The 18,115-nt window shown below is 44.0% G+C and carries 11 protein-coding genes; 3 read left to right on the top strand and 8 right to left on the bottom strand.

The annotated features are described in order from the left end of the window. Positions 1–63: 63 nt before the first annotated feature. The gene (locus tag JJQ94_RS02635) at positions 64–369 is read right to left on the bottom strand and encodes a hypothetical protein (RefSeq protein ID WP_099031682.1); all 306 of its coding nucleotides are present in this window, start codon (positions 367–369) and stop codon (positions 64–66) included. A 96-nt stretch (positions 370–465) separates the two neighbouring features. Here JJQ94_RS02635 and JJQ94_RS02630 point away from each other — a divergent pair, with 96 nt between their 5' ends. Further along, on the top strand, positions 466–1,371 hold the full coding sequence (locus tag JJQ94_RS02630) for a LysR family transcriptional regulator (RefSeq protein WP_099031681.1): 906 nt from the start codon (positions 466–468) through the stop codon (positions 1,369–1,371). Here JJQ94_RS02630 and JJQ94_RS02625 read toward each other — a convergent pair. Then, positions 1,354–3,954, bottom strand: a complete 2,601-nt coding sequence (locus tag JJQ94_RS02625; RefSeq protein ID WP_099031680.1) for a TonB-dependent receptor — start codon at positions 3,952–3,954, stop codon at positions 1,354–1,356. The genes JJQ94_RS02630 and JJQ94_RS02625 overlap by 18 nt on opposite strands. Positions 3,955–4,053: 99 nt before the next feature. On the opposite strand from JJQ94_RS02625, the gene JJQ94_RS02620 reads away from it, so the two are divergent. Further along, positions 4,054–6,159, top strand: coding sequence for a winged helix-turn-helix domain-containing protein (locus JJQ94_RS02620; protein ID WP_099031679.1), 2,106 nt, complete (start codon positions 4,054–4,056; stop codon positions 6,157–6,159). Between the two features lie 35 nt (positions 6,160–6,194). Here the strand turns inward: JJQ94_RS02620 and JJQ94_RS02615 are convergent, their stop codons facing one another. The 4 genes from JJQ94_RS02615 to JJQ94_RS02600 all read right to left on the bottom strand — a co-directional run bounded on the left by JJQ94_RS02615 (position 6,195) and on the right by JJQ94_RS02600 (position 13,230). Then, complete coding sequence (locus JJQ94_RS02615; RefSeq protein ID WP_099031678.1) at positions 6,195–7,523, bottom strand: TonB family protein; 1,329 nt, start codon at positions 7,521–7,523, stop codon at positions 6,195–6,197. A 259-nt stretch (positions 7,524–7,782) separates the two neighbouring features. After that, positions 7,783–10,359 (bottom strand): TonB-dependent receptor, encoded by a 2,577-nt coding sequence (locus JJQ94_RS02610; RefSeq protein ID WP_099031677.1) that lies wholly within the window; start codon positions 10,357–10,359, stop codon positions 7,783–7,785. Positions 10,360–10,639: 280 nt separating this feature from the next. After that, positions 10,640–11,866 carry a threonine/serine ThrE exporter family protein gene (locus tag JJQ94_RS02605; RefSeq protein WP_083229862.1) on the bottom strand — a complete coding sequence of 409 codons (1,227 nt, stop codon included), beginning with the start codon at positions 11,864–11,866 and terminating at the stop codon, positions 10,640–10,642. Positions 11,867–12,219: 353 nt separating this feature from the next. After that, positions 12,220–13,230: a LacI family DNA-binding transcriptional regulator gene (locus JJQ94_RS02600; RefSeq protein ID WP_010379361.1), complete on the bottom strand. Its 1,011-nt coding sequence runs from the start codon at positions 13,228–13,230 to the stop codon at positions 12,220–12,222. Positions 13,231–13,367: 137 nt separating this feature from the next. Here JJQ94_RS02600 and JJQ94_RS02595 point away from each other — a divergent pair, with 137 nt between their 5' ends. Next, positions 13,368–15,851, top strand: a complete 2,484-nt coding sequence (locus tag JJQ94_RS02595) for a S9 family peptidase (RefSeq protein WP_099031676.1) — start codon at positions 13,368–13,370, stop codon at positions 15,849–15,851. Positions 15,852–16,131: 280 nt separating this feature from the next. On the opposite strand, the gene JJQ94_RS02590 is transcribed toward JJQ94_RS02595, so the two are convergent. After that, positions 16,132–16,980 carry an EamA family transporter gene (locus JJQ94_RS02590; RefSeq protein ID WP_099031675.1) on the bottom strand — a complete coding sequence of 283 codons (849 nt, stop codon included), beginning with the start codon at positions 16,978–16,980 and terminating at the stop codon, positions 16,132–16,134. Positions 16,981–17,147: 167 nt separating this feature from the next. Next, positions 17,148–17,948, bottom strand: a complete 801-nt coding sequence (locus JJQ94_RS02585; protein ID WP_099031674.1) for a Rossmann-like fold-containing protein — start codon at positions 17,946–17,948, stop codon at positions 17,148–17,150. Positions 17,949–18,115: the final 167 nt, after the last annotated feature.

Here is an 18,115-nt window from a genome sequence, read left to right as displayed (position 1 = left end):
AGAATAAAAACCAATGTTTGCGATTAATTGTCGGTTAAGCCTGATAAAGTGAAGAAGCTACCCTTATAGGCCAAAATTCAGCGCACCTGAATAATCAGCCTGAAACGGCGTAAGGTGATTAAGTGCATAAGAAACGTTACCTTTGTCATCCATGATGTAGATAGAAGCACCACAGTGTTTGCAAAAACCATGCTCTTGGATGGTTTGCGTTTTTGAATGCGGCACCACAAATCGTTCGAGAGATTTACAAGGATTTTCGATAAGACCGAGAGCCTGAATAAACTGCACACCAGTGCACATTTCAGAAGCTGCTGTTGTGGTGAAAATACGATAGTGGATCCGCTCGCAGTGGCACGATGTGGTGATCATGTGGATGTCCTTTATTTTCTTTTGAGTTAAGTTTACTTTTTATTTTTAGTTAATATATATTCATTTGGTGTAAAGACTTTTTCCTAAGAGGAAATAATGAGAAAGGAATATGATAAACTTCACTTACTTAAAATATTGTGTTGTGTCGCTGAGCAGCACTCGTTCAGCCGAGCTGCAGAGCAGCTCGGTACCACGACATCAGCGGTGAGTAAATCGATAGCTCAGCTAGAGTCGTCTTATGGACAAGTACTTTTAAATCGAACAACCCGTAAACTCGCATTGTCTGATGCTGGTAAGTTGGTTTACGAAAAAGGGAAAAAGATCCTTCGCGCGCTACGCGATTTGGAAGAAGAAGTCGAACAGGTTGGAGTGCATCAATCTGGTCACCTAAAAATAACCTTTCCAAATACGATAGGGCGTATGTTATTGAGCCAAATTTGTATCGACTTTCAAAAGCGCTATCCGCAAATAAAGTTAGAGCTGATGTTTACCGCAGCAAATCAGGATCTAATCGAAGATGAGATTGATGTCGCTTTTAGGCTTTCTGCTACACTCAAAGACAGTCAATTTTATGTCTTGAAATTAATCAATATAAACTCGACTTTTGTTGCCACGCCCAGCTATTTGGCCACTCATGGGAAGCCTGAGCAATTAGACGAACTGAGTAGGCATAACATGTTGTTATCTAAACTTAACCATGTTGAAGATAGTTGGCATGACGGAACTCGAAGTTATGCTCTGCAAGGCAATTTGATAGCGAATAGTCGCTTTCACATTCGAGAGGCGGTGTTGGCAGGATTGGGGATTGCCATGCTACCGTCTTATTTCTGCCAACGGGATATCGATTCGGGCGCTTTGGTTGAGCTGTTTCCCGAGCAAAATAGGCCCGAAGTTACTTTGCATGCCATATATAAAGTGAAACGAGAGCACTCTGCAAAGCTAGATTTATTCTTAGGGTTTGTACAGGCGCAATTATCATGCAAATCAGAATTGGTATCTTAGCCCCGCGTAGTAGCGCTGACCATTCACATATACCCCTGTTGGTGCGTACTCATTGCGATCATAGGTATAGATTTGTTCGTCGGTTAAATTAATAAACTCAAATTGCGCATCGAGGTTATCACTTAATTTCACCGTGAGGCTGCCATCTAATTGGCCGTAATTATCCATCATGGTCTCGCCTACACCGGTGGCAAACTGGGTTCGATAATTATAGCTAAGCCGCGCGCTAAATTGGTGGTTCTCGTAGTAAGCGGTGAGGTTAGCGCTGTGTTTTGAGGTGCCTGGCACTTTGTCCTGTAAGCCAACGTCAGCGTTGTCACGTTCTCCATCAACGTAGGTGTAATTGGCGATTAACCCAAATCCGTACGCTAGTGTCTGCTGGTAACTTAGTTCAACGCCACGGATACTGCCGCCAGCGCCATTACTGGGCCTATCTATAGACATCAAAATGCCTTCATGACGCTCAAGTTTTCGCTCAAACTCAATAAAAGACTCCACATCTTTGTTAAATAAGGCGATTGAGGCGAGTCCTGCATCGTCAAAGTACCACTCAAGGCTGGCATCAAACTGCGCCGCTCTATATGGATCTAGGCTGGCGTTACCACCTTGTCCTTGAGCTTGGGTCACGTTGTAATTGGTTGAGGGCATAAGGTGGTGAAATTGCGCTCGAGACATGACGCGTGCAACGGAAAAACGGCCAACCAGACTTTCGCTTAAATCAAACTTGATATTGGCACTGGGCAGAATATCGATGTAATCCCGAGATTCTTCATGCCAAATATAGCTGTCGGGCGCTTCGATGGGGGAAGCGACACGTTTAAATGCGGCAGAGTCTTGAAAGGTTTTGACCACCCGGACCCCAATGTTGGCAGCATAGGATTCACCAGCGAGTTGCATTTGACCGTAAGCGGCGGCGGTTTTTTCTGTAATATGAAAACGACTGGCTTTTTCTATCTCTTGTTCAAAATTGAGCGTATCGAAGTCTTTGGCGAGCAGCGTAATGTCGGCATAACTGTAGTCCTTTAAGGTGTTTGGATTACCTACACCGCGCAAATAATCGTCCACAAAAGTGCCTGGATAGGCGGCCAGTGTAGTGCCAAGCTCGCCGGCTAGGCCATCAAGCCCTCCATCTTTTGAGCGATAGCGCAAAAAGTCCCGTTGATGGTCCTTGAGTTTAATGCCAAATTTAATCGCGTCGACCTGTTTAAAGTCGATATCGTACGCAAAATCGGCTTGCGCGAAGTATGATTTATCTTTGCCATCTTGGCTGTCATTTCGAGCTTCGGTGATAAACCAGCTCGGTGCATCTAACGGTGAAATCCCATAACTTGCGACGATATTTTTTCGCATTGACGTATCAACATGAAAACGGGTGTTAGCAGAAAACTGTGACGTGACGTCTTCTTTGGTGCCACCTGAGCCGTGGCTTAGGCCCACTTGAAACTGGCTCGACCAATAAATGCCATCATAGACTAAGTCTAGATGAGCGCTTTTGGTGCTGATCTGCGAGTCTCGCCAAATGGCTTCCATGCTGGTATTGAACGGTGCTGCTGTGGGTAAATAGTGGGCGCTTACCAAAGTATCATCTTGTACTTGTAAATCGGTTACCCCGCCGCCTAGATCGATAGACTTTGCACTTTGCCAGAGAAAGTTTTGATTGTTGTTGTCTGCGTTTAGATGAGAATAAAGTAAGTGACTATTTAACCTAAGTCGTGGGGAAAGCTGGAACGCGGCATTGACTGTATAAGCCTGTAATTCTCTTTGCTGCTGAAAAATCGCCGAACCCCCACCTCCTGGAAACCACAACGTCCGGCTTTTGTCTTGTGGGGTCTGCTGGGTGGCATACCAATTATCATCATCACCTTGGTATAACGTTCTATCGTGCCATCCCCACGATTCTAGGCCGTCGCGTCTGAGGCTGCGATCTCGTCGTGTTGCGGTAAAAAGCACAGCATAGTCGCCACTTTCACTATGGTAGTTATAAATTGCAGATAATTGTGGGTCGAGTTTATCGCTCAAGTCACTGTATTGGAACTGGGCTGTTACAACGCCATAGCCTGAAGGCGTAAGCAGAGGGTCGCGGGTTTTTATATTGATTGCACCACCTAATGAGCCTTCATCCTGCATGGCTTGTGGCGTTTTGAACACCTCAAGGCTAGAGACGATTTCACTGGGTAATAAGGTAAAATTAAAGCCTCGGCTTGGCTGACTTGAGATCCACCAATCGGCTGAGGCGAGATATTGACCATTCAAATAAGTTCTATTTTGCTCGGGGGTTGTGCCTCGCACGCCGATCCGTTCACCTTCACCTTGTGCTCGAGAGAGTGAGATACCGGTGATCCGTTGCAGCGCCTCTGCGACGTTTTTATCTGGAAACTTACCTATGTCTTCAGCACTGATCGTATCTGAAACTTGTTGATTGTGGCGTTTATTACTGAGAGACTTGACAACGCTGTCATGGAAGGCACGAATTTCGATGCGTTCTATGGTATTTTCAGCTGTCTGATTTTGCTCAACGGCATAACTTGCAGCTGTGATAAAAAATGCGCTACAAGAAACTGTTCGGATGAGAAATTCTGACATTGTGCTCAACTTATAATACGAGTAAGTTACCTTTAGTTGATACTCATAATACGCTTTTATTACGAGCCTAACCATAGTTTTACAAATTTTTAGTAGTTGATGGTTGAAAACTTAGATAAACGTTTTTTAATCAATGAGATACTTGTCGACCTGAGTAATTTATCTGTGTGTGTTGACGGTTCTTGGAGAAGCATCGAAGCGAAGCATGCGGCATTATTGCGTCTTTTGATTGCTAACAAGGGACAGGTTGTTACCAGAGACGCTATCTTAGATATCGTATGGCCCGGTACTATCGTCAGTGATAACTCTGTTAGCCAGCTGGTGGTACAGCTACGTAAGCTGCTTGGTGACAGTTCAAACGAGCCAAAAATAATTAAAACGGTACCACGCCTAGGTTATCAATGTATTGCACAAATCAAAAAAGCCCCGACGCTACTTGAGCAAGTAGAGGAGCTGTCTCGTGGGCGTGGCGCGCAATTTGCGATGCTCGGATTTTTTATGGGTCTTGTGGTGACTTTGCTTGGCGTTTTTATCGCCAAGCAGTGGCAAAGTGAATTGCAGCAGCAGCCCGTCACAGCAACTCGGATCACGTCCTCTCCGGGTGCTGAAGTCTTTGTGCGCTTTTCTCCAAATGGTAACTATTTAGCCTACAGCTATTTAGCTGAGGGAGCCGATCAATTTGATTTGGCGGTCTATGATCTTGAGACTAAAACAACCCATACGATAAAAAGCAGCGGTTATAGTGAAGAGTCAGCAAGTTGGTCTTTAGATGGTAACTGGCTGATTTATTCGCGCTCGGATCCGGTTTCCTGTGAAGTACGGGCGTTACACGTTAAAGGTCCAATAGAAATGTGGCGACTAGCGCGCGATAGCGTGCTTGGCAGCTGTAATAGCGCACAAGACTCAGCACCTTGGCTTGAATATCGAGCGGGCCATTTTATCACTAAGTCTTGGGATAAAGGTGGGACCTATTTGCAATCTGTAGCGGTCACTTTTGCGGATAATCATCCTAAAGTGCTCAACACTACGGCGTTGCCTATTCGCGATGTAACACATTATCAAGTTAACCAACAAACGCTGTTATATCAGGTAAAAGAGCAGGGCGTTTATCGGCTAAATCTGGGACTACTTGGGGACCCTGAAAGGCAAATCACCACACTCTCCAAGCAGTCTTTTTCGGCATTGAGTCATGGCTATCAGGACGATACGGTTATTATCGCCAAACAAAACTTGAGTGTACTTAAAGGTCGTGAGCAGCAGTTGTTATACTCCGGATTTGGTGCGATATCTGAGATTGATGTCAATACGCACTTGCGTGCTTCGGCGCACACTGAGGGCGTGGCTGAAATTAACTTTTATCAGCTTGCTGTAGACGCACAAGGCGAAGCACTGCAAAAGCAGTTAACGTCGCCCGCTAGAATGGACCTACTTGCCGCTTTGTCTGATGATGGCGCACATTTTGTGTATGCGTCGGTGACAGCCAAAAATAATGATGCGCCACAATTTGAGCTGTGGCATAAACATGCTTTTCGGCCAACGTCGAGTTTGCTTGGTACTATGCCGCTGGGAGAAGTGCCTATTTTGTTATTGTTGTCGCCTAATAACGAATATCTCGCCATATTATCAAAGTCGCACAAAGTGTATTTAATAAGCTCTTTTACTAAAGAAGTGAAAAAAGTAGTTGATAACTTTGCCGAAATTGCCGACTTGCATTGGTCACAGGATGGTAGAAACTTGTATTATCGAGCGAAGCTCTCGACGGAAGCAAAATGGCAGGCGTGGCAATTTACCGTATCTCAAGGGCGCAGTGAGCAACAACCTCTTGTGACCCATTCGTCTGATTTATCCCTGACCCAGAAGAACTCAAGCTTTGTGGGGTACAAAGAACAAGTTAGGGAATACCTAGTTGCTGCGCTAACTGAAACAATTGATGTAGAGCAGTTACGTGGGTCTTTATCTCTTTACCAGCCAGCAGTATACCGAGACGGGGTTTACTTTGTACTGAAAAGAGGTCACCAACTGGTGCTTTATCGCTATTTAAGTAGTGAAAACAAGGTCGAAGAAATTCACCCAATTGGGTTACACCTTTACGCGGGGTTTACGGAGTTACAGGTACTAGCAAGCTTTGATGGCAGTCAGGTAATATTCAATCGGATCAATAACTATGAAAGTGACATAGTTTTACTGGAGTACGGTGACCGATGAAGACATCAATGTTACGAAGCTCAGGTTGGGTACGGTTAGTTAGCTAGTTTTTGCTGGAATAAGCGTATTGCTTTACTACTCCAATTGCGCTGTGATGCCGACTTCAACGCTTGTGAGGCAAGCTTTTTGGCTTCTGATTGGTTATCTGTAAGCTTGGCAGACAGTAGCAGCAGTTCAGGGTGGTCGGGATCGATGGTGAGACCATGACGCAGCCAAGTCTTGGCCTGAGTTTTGTCGTTGAGACGAGATAAATAAGTGTTTGCTAATAAAAGTGTGGAGCGCAAATGGCCGTTATTCGAGGCTTCGGTAAGTACTTGTAGCGCACGAGGAGCATTCTGCTGCTCTCCGTCCGTAAGCAGTGATCGTGCTAAGCGATATTTTGCGATATCCATGGTTTTTGCTGCGTGTTCTAGCCAAAGTACACTAAGTTGATGCTCTCCCACATTGATAAGCTGAGTTGCTAAGCGATATTGTGCCAAGTCCAAGCCATTTTTGGCTGCGGCTAAATACAGCTCATTTACCGGTTCTTCTGAGCGCCAGTGATAGCGCAGCAGCTGATACGCGTTGTAATCTTTCATACTCAACCAGTTAGCAATATAGTATTGTACTTGAGCCACACCACGCTCTGCAGCGTCGATATTCTGCCTTAGCTGTTTTTCGTAGGCCTTCTTTTGAATGGCTAGAGTTTCGCGATATTGGTCGCCTTTATATGTCGCAAAATGGTAAATCAAGGTGTGTGCTTGCTTTGGACCACTATACCGCCACTTCTCTACAGCATTTAGCAGGCTTGCGGTGAATATATGCTTCGGGTAGCTATCAACGACCTCAATATTGGTTGCCTTACCGCTTTGGTCAATATCAAACTCTAACCAAACCCAGCCCTCAATCCCTTGTCGTACGGCCTCATCAGGGTAGTCAGGTAATACATCGTGAGTTTTACTCGGCGTAGAAACGATATTGGGTTGTTTGAGCCGGGCAAGTGTTGAATCAAGTAAGTAGGTGTCTGCCAAACGATTTTTTTGAAGTGTTACGAAATCTTTTAGGCCACTTTTGTCGTCGGACTGCTGCAAAACGAGTTGCGCAGTTTGAAAGGCTTCAGCAATACCGAATTCTTTAGCCAATGAAAACCAAGCAAAGGCATTTGCGGCACTTTGTGCGGTTCCTTGACCGTACAAATACATCACCCCAAGATTATACATGGCGTCTGCATTACCTAATTGAGCTAGGCGATTGAATTCAGAAAATGCAAGAGTGAATTCTTCATTCTGATAGGCGAGGGTGGCATCGTAAAGATCGGCTTTTGTCAGCCAACTTATGCTCAGAAAAAATGAAAAAATAAGCCCAGAAATGAGATTGTTGCGCATTTTATTGATTACTCATCCTCGGACTGCTCTTTGGGGTTGCTGTGGTCATTTTTAATAGGCTATATAACCACAATATAAGGGAAATTTAAATAATAAAAGCTGATAGCAAACGCTATCAGCTTTTTGGAACTCCGGGCAGGGAGTTTACTAAGTCGAACCTGTGTTAGCTTGGAAGCGACTTAATTCGAGTCATGAAACTATTTTCTTTACGGCTATTAAGACCAGATTTAGCGGTAAAAGTTTCATTCGCTATTTGGTGTTAAAAGTTAAATCTAACCCCAGCGCTAAAACGCCTTCCATCGGCATAGACACCCGTTAGTGCCTGCTCAACTCCCTTTTCCTGATAGCTAAATGTATGTTCATCCGTCAAGTTGATGGCCTCGAGAATAAATGCCACATTCTCATTGTAATTATAGGTAAGGTTGGCATCTACTTGACCATAATCGTCAATGTATCCCGGCCAGTCTCGACCTGTATCATACCCTGTTCTGAAGTTGTATGAGATACGGGCACTAATGAATTCGTTTTCATAATAAGAACTCAAGTTAACGGTATGCTCGGAGTTGCCAGGGATAGTGATATCGTTACCTTCATCGTCTTTGGCTTCACCATCTACATAGGTATAGTTAGCTGCAACGCCAAAACCTTCGTATAGCTCTTGTTGATAACCTACTTCTAGACCTTGAATACGGCCCGCTTTACCATTAACAGGACGGCTGATCAGTACCTCTTTACCTTCGTGAGTTTCAAGTGCTGGTTGGCTCTCGATAAACGACTGAATATCTTTGTAGAAAAATACCGCAGAAAAAAGACCTGCGTCGCTAAAGTACCACTCGATACCGGTATCAAATTGCGTCGCTCGATATGGGTCGATGTCAGGGTTACCGCCAGTGCCAGTTTGTGTTTCTAGGTTGTATGAAGTTGATGCCGTCATATCGGCGTAATCTGGGCGAGACATAACTCGTGCCGCAGAAAAACGCATTAATAAATCGTCATCTAAGTCAATTGCCAAGTTAATGCTTGGAAGAATGTCGAAGTAGTCCTTTTCTTCCGTTGTCCATACCTCAGCACCTGACTCACCTGCAAATGCGGATGAGGTTTGTTTGGTGTTTACCAGTCTTACACCTAAATTACCGCGTAGACCATCCGCATCTAGATTGGCTTTAATGTAGCCTGCGGTAATTTTTTCATTGATATCGAAAGTACTGGCCTTCAACACTCGGTAATTCCAACCCAGCGCATCACCTTCTTGGCGTATTTTGTCTGAATCAGTAATCGCATAGCTGCGCGTTGTGCCTGTTGAGCCTATGCCTGATAGGTAATCAGATGGCATAGCTTTGGAGTAATCAGCCAGACTCCAGTTTAAGTCGGTACGATTATCCGTTGTGTGTTTGGTATTAAAACGACTGTGATCACGATATTTAAAGCCTACCTTGATCTGGTTAAAGATAGCGACATCAATTGGGCGTTTAAAATCGGCTTGAAAATAAGTTTCATCATCTTTCGCATCATTGCTGTCATAGCGTAAAAAACCTAAATTCCATTTCTCACCATTGTTTGGATCGGCGGCATAACTGGTCTTTACATCTTCCTCTTGTGACGCATCAAAGCTGTGAACATAGTTGCCTTCCCAACCAACGGAGCGATCCGCTTGTGAACCACCCGAACCTTCTGTGTAACCTAAGTGGTACGAGGATTCCCAAAGTTGCCCTTGATGTTCAACTTTTAAGTCGTACGATTTGGTTTTGAGCTCAGAGTTACGCACTTTGGTCTCATCCAGAATGTTATTACCATCTGGTGATAAGCCGAGTGTACCGCCGACGGCCATCTTTCCAACTACGGGATGGTCGATAACGGTAATGTCAGTGTATTGTGAGCCGCCATAACCGGGTAACCAAAGGAAGTTTTGGTTTTCATTATCGGCTTCAAGCGTAGAGTCTAACGCATTGAATACAATGTCCATATTTTCACTTGGACGATATTGCAGGGCGAGGTTTATACCCGTGCGCACGCGTTGTTGTGAGAACATGGCCGAGCCGCCACCGCCAGGACTGTAGACATCGTCGACGACGGTACCATCTTCAAGTGTGATATCACGATAGGTCCAAGACCATGCTTCAATACCATCACGACGCAAGTTACGTTCTTGGCGAACGACAGAAATTAAAGCGCCAAAAGATTCATCATCGGTCTTAAAGTTGTACATAGCGGAAAGTTGCGGGTCGGTTTCACCTGACACTTCGCTGTGCTGTGCGATAATTGAACCTGCAATTTTATTTGCTTCTAAATCAAGCGGCTTACGTGTTCTAACAATCACGGTTCCACCTATAGAGCCTTCGTCAATATCGGCTTCTGGTGATTTGTAAACTTCGAGCCCAGAAATGATTTCAGAGGGTAACATTGTATAGTTAAAACCACGGCTCGCCGCAGAGTTGGTCCACCAATCCGCTGAGCCAACGGCTTGACCATTTAATAAGGTCCGGTTTTGGCTTTCACCTGTGCCTCGAATGCTAACGCGTTCACCTTCACCAAAACTACGCGTGATTGAAACACCGGTAATTCGTTGTAGTGATTCGGCAACGTTTTGATCTGGAAATTTGCCAATGTCCTCGGCGGTTACTGCATCGACAATGGCGTCTGAGTATCTTTTTGTATTGAGTGATTGAACAACGCTGCCACGGATCCCTCTAACTTGAATAACTTCAACTTCACCATTTTTAGCTGCTTCTTGATTGTTGTTTTCTTCAGCGAGTGCTAGACCCGGTGCAAAAAGTACCGAGCCGAGCAAAGATTGGCTGATTAGTACAGCCAGTTTTTTCTTATTATTGCGAAACATAAATTCCCCTTGAGTGCTTACTTGTGATTGAGTGATTGACCACGAGAAAGATTAAACACCAGCGGGGTTTGTTAAATCTTGAATTGAAATGAATAGTTATGAATTTAACGATTTTCTACTTTAATTATTTTTATTGTATTGAAATATATGGATATAAAATAATTTCTATTGGAATTTTTGTAGTTTAAATTAAGTTTACTGGAGTGGTTTTACTTTGTTTTTTGTTAACATTCACAACTACAAAGAACTGGAAAGTCGCCTTTCCAGTTCTTTTTGCGCGTTATAAGCTCTTTTTAGGTGGCAGCACAACGTTTGAGAAGATAAGGCCAGCGATAAGAGACATAAATATTAAGAAGGTTTGTTGGCCAATATGATCCGCATGAACAAAGCTTTGGCCTTCGATCAATGAATTAAGTCCAATATAGGTTTTAGAACCAGGGACCAACACAATCAAGCCTTGCATCGCAACAATGGACGCAGGGGCATTTACCACACGGTTAAAGATATTACTAAAAACACCCACTGCAAATGCACCCACAAATGTACCAAGTGCATAGTCAAAGTAAACCGCAGAGCTGATACTGGCTGCGTAGGCGATAAAGCCAGATGCTAGCGACCAACTTGCATGGCGTAATTTTGTTCTAAAGATAACAACTAGGCTGCTACAAAGTAATAGCACTGCAAGCCAAGCCGTCCAGCGTGGTAATGGTGATGGTTGAATAAAATCAACTTGACCAAAAAACGCAAACCCTAAACTGATCCCCAAAAATGCACCGAAGTAGAGCTTAAAGAGCAACATAATAGAGTCCATGACTCTTGCGGTACCTGACACTAAGTGCCGAGCTGAGAGCTCAGCAAACCCAAGTGCCAGTGCCAAGCCAGGTATAAACACGATAATGGCCGAAAGTACCACCAAACGGATATTGATCTGTGGGTCAATGTACACAGACACGGCACAAGCAGCAACCGCTGATACGATGGCTACCAAAGGTTCAAGCATATGTGTTACACGTTTGGAAATACTCGCCCAAAGCACAAATAAGTAAACCACAAGCGACAATAGCGCTGACCACCAGACGTCATTCCAGCTAGTTCCCATCAGCATTGCAAATGCGCCGCCTGAGGTTGCAAATGCAAGACCCGTCATTAATTTATTATACGGGGGCTTAGCGTGCAAAATGGCTTCAAGGCATTGTTCGGCTTCTTGGATTGAAAGCTCACCAGATAACACGCGTGTTGCGACGTCATCCGTATCTGCTAGTGAACCTAAGTCATGATCGCCAGGATCAACACGCGCCACATGGGTATATTCTTCTTCATGACCTTCGGTCCAAATCACAAAAGTGACAGACGTCGGAGACATGACAAAGGAAGACTTTAACCCTAAGTGAGTGGCTACTTCCATTAAGTGTGCTTCGAGTCGATAGGCTGGGGTACCGTATTTGTGAAGCATTTTGCCTAACTTCACAATAAAGCGGCGTTTCTCTGTAAAGGTTGCGTTATTCAACGAAAGAGAACCTTAAATATGTAATACCAATTCTACTGAATGCAGTGAATTGGCGAAAATGTTAAAAAAGTATGGTGTTTGAAATTAAAAAAATCAAACTGAGCTCATCATGGGTACGCGCTGCTAGTAAGATACATATCATTGCTTTTACTAGATTTTAGTTATGTTTTTGCACACGAATTTGATATTCGCAACAGACTATTTGCATAGGTAAATTTGGCGGCCAAGATTGCTGCGAATTCTATCCAGATTCTCAGTAATGTCTATAGTTTTGGCCGCAAATATTTGCATTTTTTATAAACAGGTCTCAGCGCTACATTTATTGCTAAGCGCTAAGCGCTAAGCGCTAAGAGTTACGATGATTCTCTGATCTGCAATGAAACATCCACCAAGGTTCTAACGGCAGGTTGTGATTTGTTTAAAATTTCGGACAGTGTATGGCATGTCCGCTTACCGATGTCGTCGGCATCAATTCTGACACTCGTTAATGCGGGTTTCATCAGCTGGGAGTCTTGCAAGTCATCAAAACCGACAACTTTGATGTCTTCACCAGGTACCAGTCCGTGTTCGCGCATGGCTTCAATTGCACCGTATGCAATGACGTCACTAAAGCAAACGATAGCTTTTATCTCTTTATGGTCGGCGATGAGGGTATTAAACGCTTCTCTGCCCCCTTGGCGATTTGTTGGAGCAGCGATCGCAGGTTGTGCTTCATTTAATCCGTTGAGTTTTAGAGCGCTTTGGAAACCAGACAGTCGTTCATGGTAATCTGAAATTTCGGGAGTACCACCCAGAAAAGCAATGTCTTTTATGCCTTGCTCAATGAGGTGAGTCGTTGCTAGGTGAGTCCCTTTTTTATTGTCAGGTAGAATACAGGGGGCTTTCGCGAAGGCCACTTCACGCATAATGGTAATAACTGGAAATCCAGAGTCAGCCAATTGGTCGAGCCACTCTCGTGGGGTACTTGGTGCGGGCACCATGACAAAGGCACAAACGTTGTATTCTTTAAGTGTGTTAACCACCTGGCGTTGGCGATTAAAGTCTTCACCTGTATTTACCAGCATAGGCACCATACCTAATGCGTAAATATGCTTTTCTAATCCGACAGCAAGCTGAGCAGAGTACGGGTTTGTTAAGTCGTTAATAACAACAGCAACAAGATTAGACTTTTTACTACGTAACGCTGCTGCGTCGCGATTATAAACGTAGCCCAGTTTTTCGATGGCTTTTAATACTTTTTCTTTACTTTTATCGCTGACTTTATCGCTATGCGTTAGGACAAGGGATACTGTTGATTTAGAAACTTGTGCCTCTTCGGCAACATCGAAAATGGTAACCTTAGCGAGTTTTTTATCGTTGTTCATGCTAATTCGTATCAATTATGGCTGGTTAAGTGGCTAAGTGTACATCAAGTTTTCATCGCATTAAATCGCAAATCTATGCACATTTCCCGATAATCGTTATATGATCATCCGTTAAACGCCGAAGATAGGTAAATACAGTGAAATTATTAAAACAAATCACATTTATCATATTAATGACTACCGTATCATATACGGTATGTGCACAAGAGCAAGGCTACATGACACCTTCTCCAGAGCTGGCAAAGCTTGTTGATGCACCATTGATCCCCACATCTAAATTGAGTGCGAACGGCAATTGGTTGGCCCTGTTGCAGCGCAATAGGGTACTTACGCTCGAAGAGCTTGGGCAGCCAGAGCAAGCGCTTGCGGGGATAAAGTTCAACCCGCAAACCTTTATGAGGACCTCCAGCCGCCAATATAGCTCTATTGAGTTTAAACATGTCGCAACCGGTGCCTTAATTAAGGTGACTGGTCTACCTAAAGGCAAGATCAAGTCGCCAAGCTGGAGTGCAGATAGCCGCTATCTCGCGTTTATTCTTGAACAAGAAAATAGTGCTACGCTTTGGGCTTACGATATTGAGCAGCGCAACCTTAAACAGCTCACTCAATCAACTTTAAATGGCGTGGTGACTTCAACGCCATACCAGTGGTTGCCAGACAGTACTGCGATTATCGCAAATATTGCTATTAATCATGGCAAACAGCCAAGCGCAAAAGATAAATCCAGCCTAACGCCAATAGTACAAACCACATCTGGCAAAAAAGCATCAACACGTACTTATCAGAATTTATTGTCTAGTCCCTATGATATTCAGCTATTTAAATTCTATTCTGAGGGACAGTTAATTAAGCTAAATCTTAATGCCAGCGCGCAGCAAATTGGTAATCCAACGTATCTTAAACATTTCTCTGTTTCGCCAGATTCTACCAATCTAGTGGTTGGTATGATGGCCGATCCTTTTTCATTCCAAGTGCCTTACAGCCGTTTCCCTGCGGTATGGCAAGTGTGGGGAATGCGCGGTTATCCATTATTTGAAGTGGCAAGACAACCACTAGCCGATGCACTGCCCGCGGGCTTTGATAGCGTGAGAGAAGGGCCCCGCGAGATCCAATGGCGTGACGACCATGGCGCGACGCTGATATGGGCCGAAGCGCAAGATGGTGGGGATATGAGTGTGAAGGTTGACTATCATGACCACCTTTACACGATTAGTTCGCCGTTCAAGAAAGAACCTGAACTTTTCGCAAAAGTAGAACGTCGTTTTTCGAGTATTGAGTGGGCCAATAACAATGTTGCGATTTTGAATGAATGGCGCTTTGCCGATCGTAGTGTTCGCTCTTCTGTATTTTCTCCGCGCAATCCAGAGCAAAATCGCGTGGTGTTTTCAGAGCGCAGTTATAATGATGCATACAAAGATCCTGGCAACTTTGTATATGAAAATAGTGATTTAGGTTCAAGAGTATTGAAGCTAGTTGGAGGCAGGTATTTGTTTTTAACGGGCAACGGTGCATCTGAGAAAGGCAACATTCCTTTTTTAGATCGTTTTGACGTAAAAACCAATACTTCAACTCGTATTTGGCAGTCAAGCGAGCCTTATTATGAAAGAGTGCGTGCAATGTTAGATGACGAAGGGATGCGCTTTATTACCGTGCGTGAGTCACGCCAAGAACAACCTAACTTTTTTGTCCGTGACTTGCAGTTTGATACTTTGGAGCAGCTAACTAAGTTTGCGCACCCTTATCCTGCATTTAAAGGTGTTGTAAAAGAACAAATCAAGTACAAACGTGATGATGGCGTTGAGCTATCCGGTAATCTTTATCTTCCTACAGATTATGACCCATCAAAAGGTCGTATACCCGTGTTGATGTGGGCTTATCCTCTCGAGTTTAAAGATAAAGCCGTTGCCTCGCAGGTGCGTGAATCGCCTTATCAATTCCCATATATTGGTTATTGGGGGCCAATGCCATACCTAGCAAAAGGTATTGCTGTTTTTGATGATCCGACGATGCCGATTGTGGGGGCTGGTGATACGCAACCTAATGATACATTTAGGCAGCAGTTGGTTGCGAGTGCGAAGGCTGCTGTTGATACCTTAGTAGAAAAAGGTATAGCAGATCCTAAGCGCATTGCAATTGCAGGGCATTCGTATGGAGCATTTATGGTGGCCAACTTACTCGCCCACAGTGACTTGTTTGCTACTGGCATTGCGCGAAGCGGGGCTTATAATCGCACCTTGACGCCATTTGGTTTTCAGGGGGAGCCGCGTAACTTTTGGGAAGCGCAAAACGTCTATGCCTCTATGTCTCCTTTCTTCCACGCGGAAAAAATCAACGAACCTATGTTGATGATCCATGGAGAGGAAGATCCAAACTCAGGTACTTTTCCTATGCAATCTAAACGTATGTTTGCAGCAATGAATGGCTTAGGTGGTAATGCTAGGTTAGTGATGTTGCCAGAAGAAGGCCATGGCTATAAAGCGCGAGAGAGTATTTTACACGTACTTTGGGAGCAAGAGCAGTGGCTTGAAAAGTATCTGTTCCCTGAGAAGGAAGACGCTGTTCCTGAAGACGCGTCAACAGATGAAATGATACCGGTCGCAACGGAAGCGACAGTTAACTAACAATAAATCGATACAATAAAGGGAGTAGTAGATCTACTCCCTCTATTTACCTGACTCAGTTATACGAAAATTAAGTTAACCTGAGGTTTGGATAAGGAGTGAGCTAATTCATTGCTTTTAACATTACATTAAACGATTTCCTTATCTAGCCTGAGAGTTTTGGGGATAACAAGGCGAATTTACGTACTAATAGCTGGCTATTGGAAGTGAATTCAACGCTGTTAGCGCAAAAACTGGCTGCTAGAAAGGCATTAATTATCCTAAGCTCAGGTTAAACTACCTACTCTTTACTGGATACTGAACTGCCGACGGAAGCGGTAATTACCATAAAAATGGCAAGCCATTGCCAAACAGTCAGTAGCTCTCCAAGAATTAAAAAGCCAGCCAACGCCGCAACAGCAGGTTCAACGCTCATTAAAATACTAAACCCTTGTGCGGGCATTTTTCGAAGCGCTACCATTTCTAGGCTATAAGGTAGGGCGCTTGATAATAAACCAATCGCGATACCTAATGGGATCAGTGCCCAATCAAGCAGTGCAGCACCTTGGGACACCACGCCAAACGGCACGATAGCAAGGGCGGCAACCGTCATACCAATTGCCACAGTCGCCCCTCCAGAGCTTTCATTGCCTGAGCGCTTACCATAGAGAATATATCCTGCCCAACAAGCGCCAGCAACCAAGGCTAAAGCAACACCGACTGGGTCTAAACCATTGACATCGCCAAGATCCGGTAACAATAGCAAGATCCCCAAAATAGCAAATGCAACCCACAAATAATCACGTTTCCGTTTAGATGAAAACAGCGCTACGGCGAGCGGCCCGGTAAACTCTAATGCCACACCAATGCCAATAGGGATACGCTCAATGGCATAGTAAAAGGTGATATTCATGCCGCCCAAGCATAGGCCATAAACGATGAGTGGTCGCCAGTTAGTCGGTAAATGACGCCAAGGTTTGAACACTAAGCATAAAATAAGAGCTGAAAATCCAAGGCGATATGCTGTGGTACCCTCGGGCCCCACAGACGGAAATAACTGCTTGGCAATAGAGGCACCGGATTGAATGGTGACCATAGCGCAAAGTAGGCATAAAATCGCAATGACAAAGTCGCGGCTAAGTAGTGGCATTGAGACCCCAATAAGATAAATAACAAGCTTAAAAATGGCGATATAAGGCTAGTCTAATCGTGTCTAAATAATGGCTCAATTACTTTTGTATATTTTATGCCTTTCTTGGTTTTTGAAATGGTTATTTGTTGATTTGTTTACTTTTAATTTTCAATGTTTTCTTTTTATTATCGTTCCAATTTTTCTTGCGTGCTCAGATAGCTAAGCCAAGCACTTTCATGCCTTTGCATATTTTTATGCTTTTTCGAGCTCAAGTGCGCGAGTTTATCGCGGTCATTGATAAAAGGGCCTGCCCTACAGACAGTGCAGTAATCATCACCCAAATAATCAGGTACTTTGAGCTTTTCTTTGATGGCGTGAGCTGGGTTAACAGACCAGTAATAGCTAATACCGCTGGTGTCTTTTACGTGTTTATCACGGTCGACATTGCGAATTTGATATTCTGGGAATTGTGAAATCTCAAATCGAGATTGGCCGAGGTAATATTGCTCAAGTCCGTTGACAAGGCTGCCTTCTAGATTCCACTCAATATAGGGCTTTACGTCCTTTGAGGTAATGATCCCTAGCTGAGCGCCATTTGGGTCAAGTGCATAAGCCGCTGCGTTTATTAAGAATTCTCGCAGCAATTTCCGATTGAGGCTGTTAACGCTCAAAGTCTGGTTTTGGAAGCTTTCAAGCGAGTCAAACGCAGGAATGAGAGGAAACTGAAAAATTACCGCATCAAAGGCATGCGACGGCACTTTTTGCCAACAATGTGCCTCTGTGACATCAAATTGAGTCACTACATCAATCCCTAGAGCATGTAGCTTATCAAATGCATTATCTTGATATTTATGCTTAAGTTCACTTTCACTGTCGTAAACACTGGCAGTAAGATGGGCTGGAGCAAAGTACTTTGCTAATGAATATGAGAAGCTTAAATCGCCGTCGCCAACGGTAAGAATACGCCAGTTTTTATCGAGTATCATGGAACTGTCTAAATAGTAAAACGAGGAGTTTATCAAACTAGGCAGTTATCTTGTAGCAATTGGCTCTTTTATTAGTTTAAAGCCAACTAGACAAAATACACCAGCCAAAAACCAAACCCCTCCAGCCACAATTGCAAAACTGGTGGTTTTATCAGGGAAAACAATGG

It is taken from the genome of Pseudoalteromonas sp. GCY (assembly GCF_016695175.1).
In the GTDB taxonomy this organism is placed as follows: Bacteria; Pseudomonadota; Gammaproteobacteria; order Enterobacterales; family Alteromonadaceae; genus Pseudoalteromonas.
The sequence above is the reverse complement of the archived record's forward strand: the minus strand, read 5'-3'. Positions and strand labels throughout refer to the sequence as shown.

Bases quoted from the DNA above. Each gene is read 5' to 3' on its own strand.
- JJQ94_RS02635 (WP_099031682.1), bottom strand. From the start codon at position 369: ATGATCACCACATCGTGCCACTGCGAGCGGATCCACTATCGTATTTTC.
- JJQ94_RS02630 (WP_099031681.1), top strand. From the start codon at position 466: ATGAGAAAGGAATATGATAAACTTCACTTACTTAAAATATTGTGTTGT.
- JJQ94_RS02625 (WP_099031680.1), bottom strand. From the start codon at position 3,954: ATGTCAGAATTTCTCATCCGAACAGTTTCTTGTAGCGCATTTTTTATC.
- JJQ94_RS02620 (WP_099031679.1), top strand. From the start codon at position 4,054: ATGGTTGAAAACTTAGATAAACGTTTTTTAATCAATGAGATACTTGTC.
- JJQ94_RS02615 (WP_099031678.1), bottom strand. From the start codon at position 7,523: ATGCGCAACAATCTCATTTCTGGGCTTATTTTTTCATTTTTTCTGAGC.
- JJQ94_RS02610 (WP_099031677.1), bottom strand. From the start codon at position 10,359: ATGTTTCGCAATAATAAGAAAAAACTGGCTGTACTAATCAGCCAATCT.
- JJQ94_RS02600 (WP_010379361.1), bottom strand. From the start codon at position 13,230: ATGAACAACGATAAAAAACTCGCTAAGGTTACCATTTTCGATGTTGCC.
- JJQ94_RS02590 (WP_099031675.1), bottom strand. From the start codon at position 16,980: ATGCCACTACTTAGCCGCGACTTTGTCATTGCGATTTTATGCCTACTT.
- JJQ94_RS02585 (WP_099031674.1), bottom strand. From the start codon at position 17,948: ATGATACTCGATAAAAACTGGCGTATTCTTACCGTTGGCGACGGCGAT.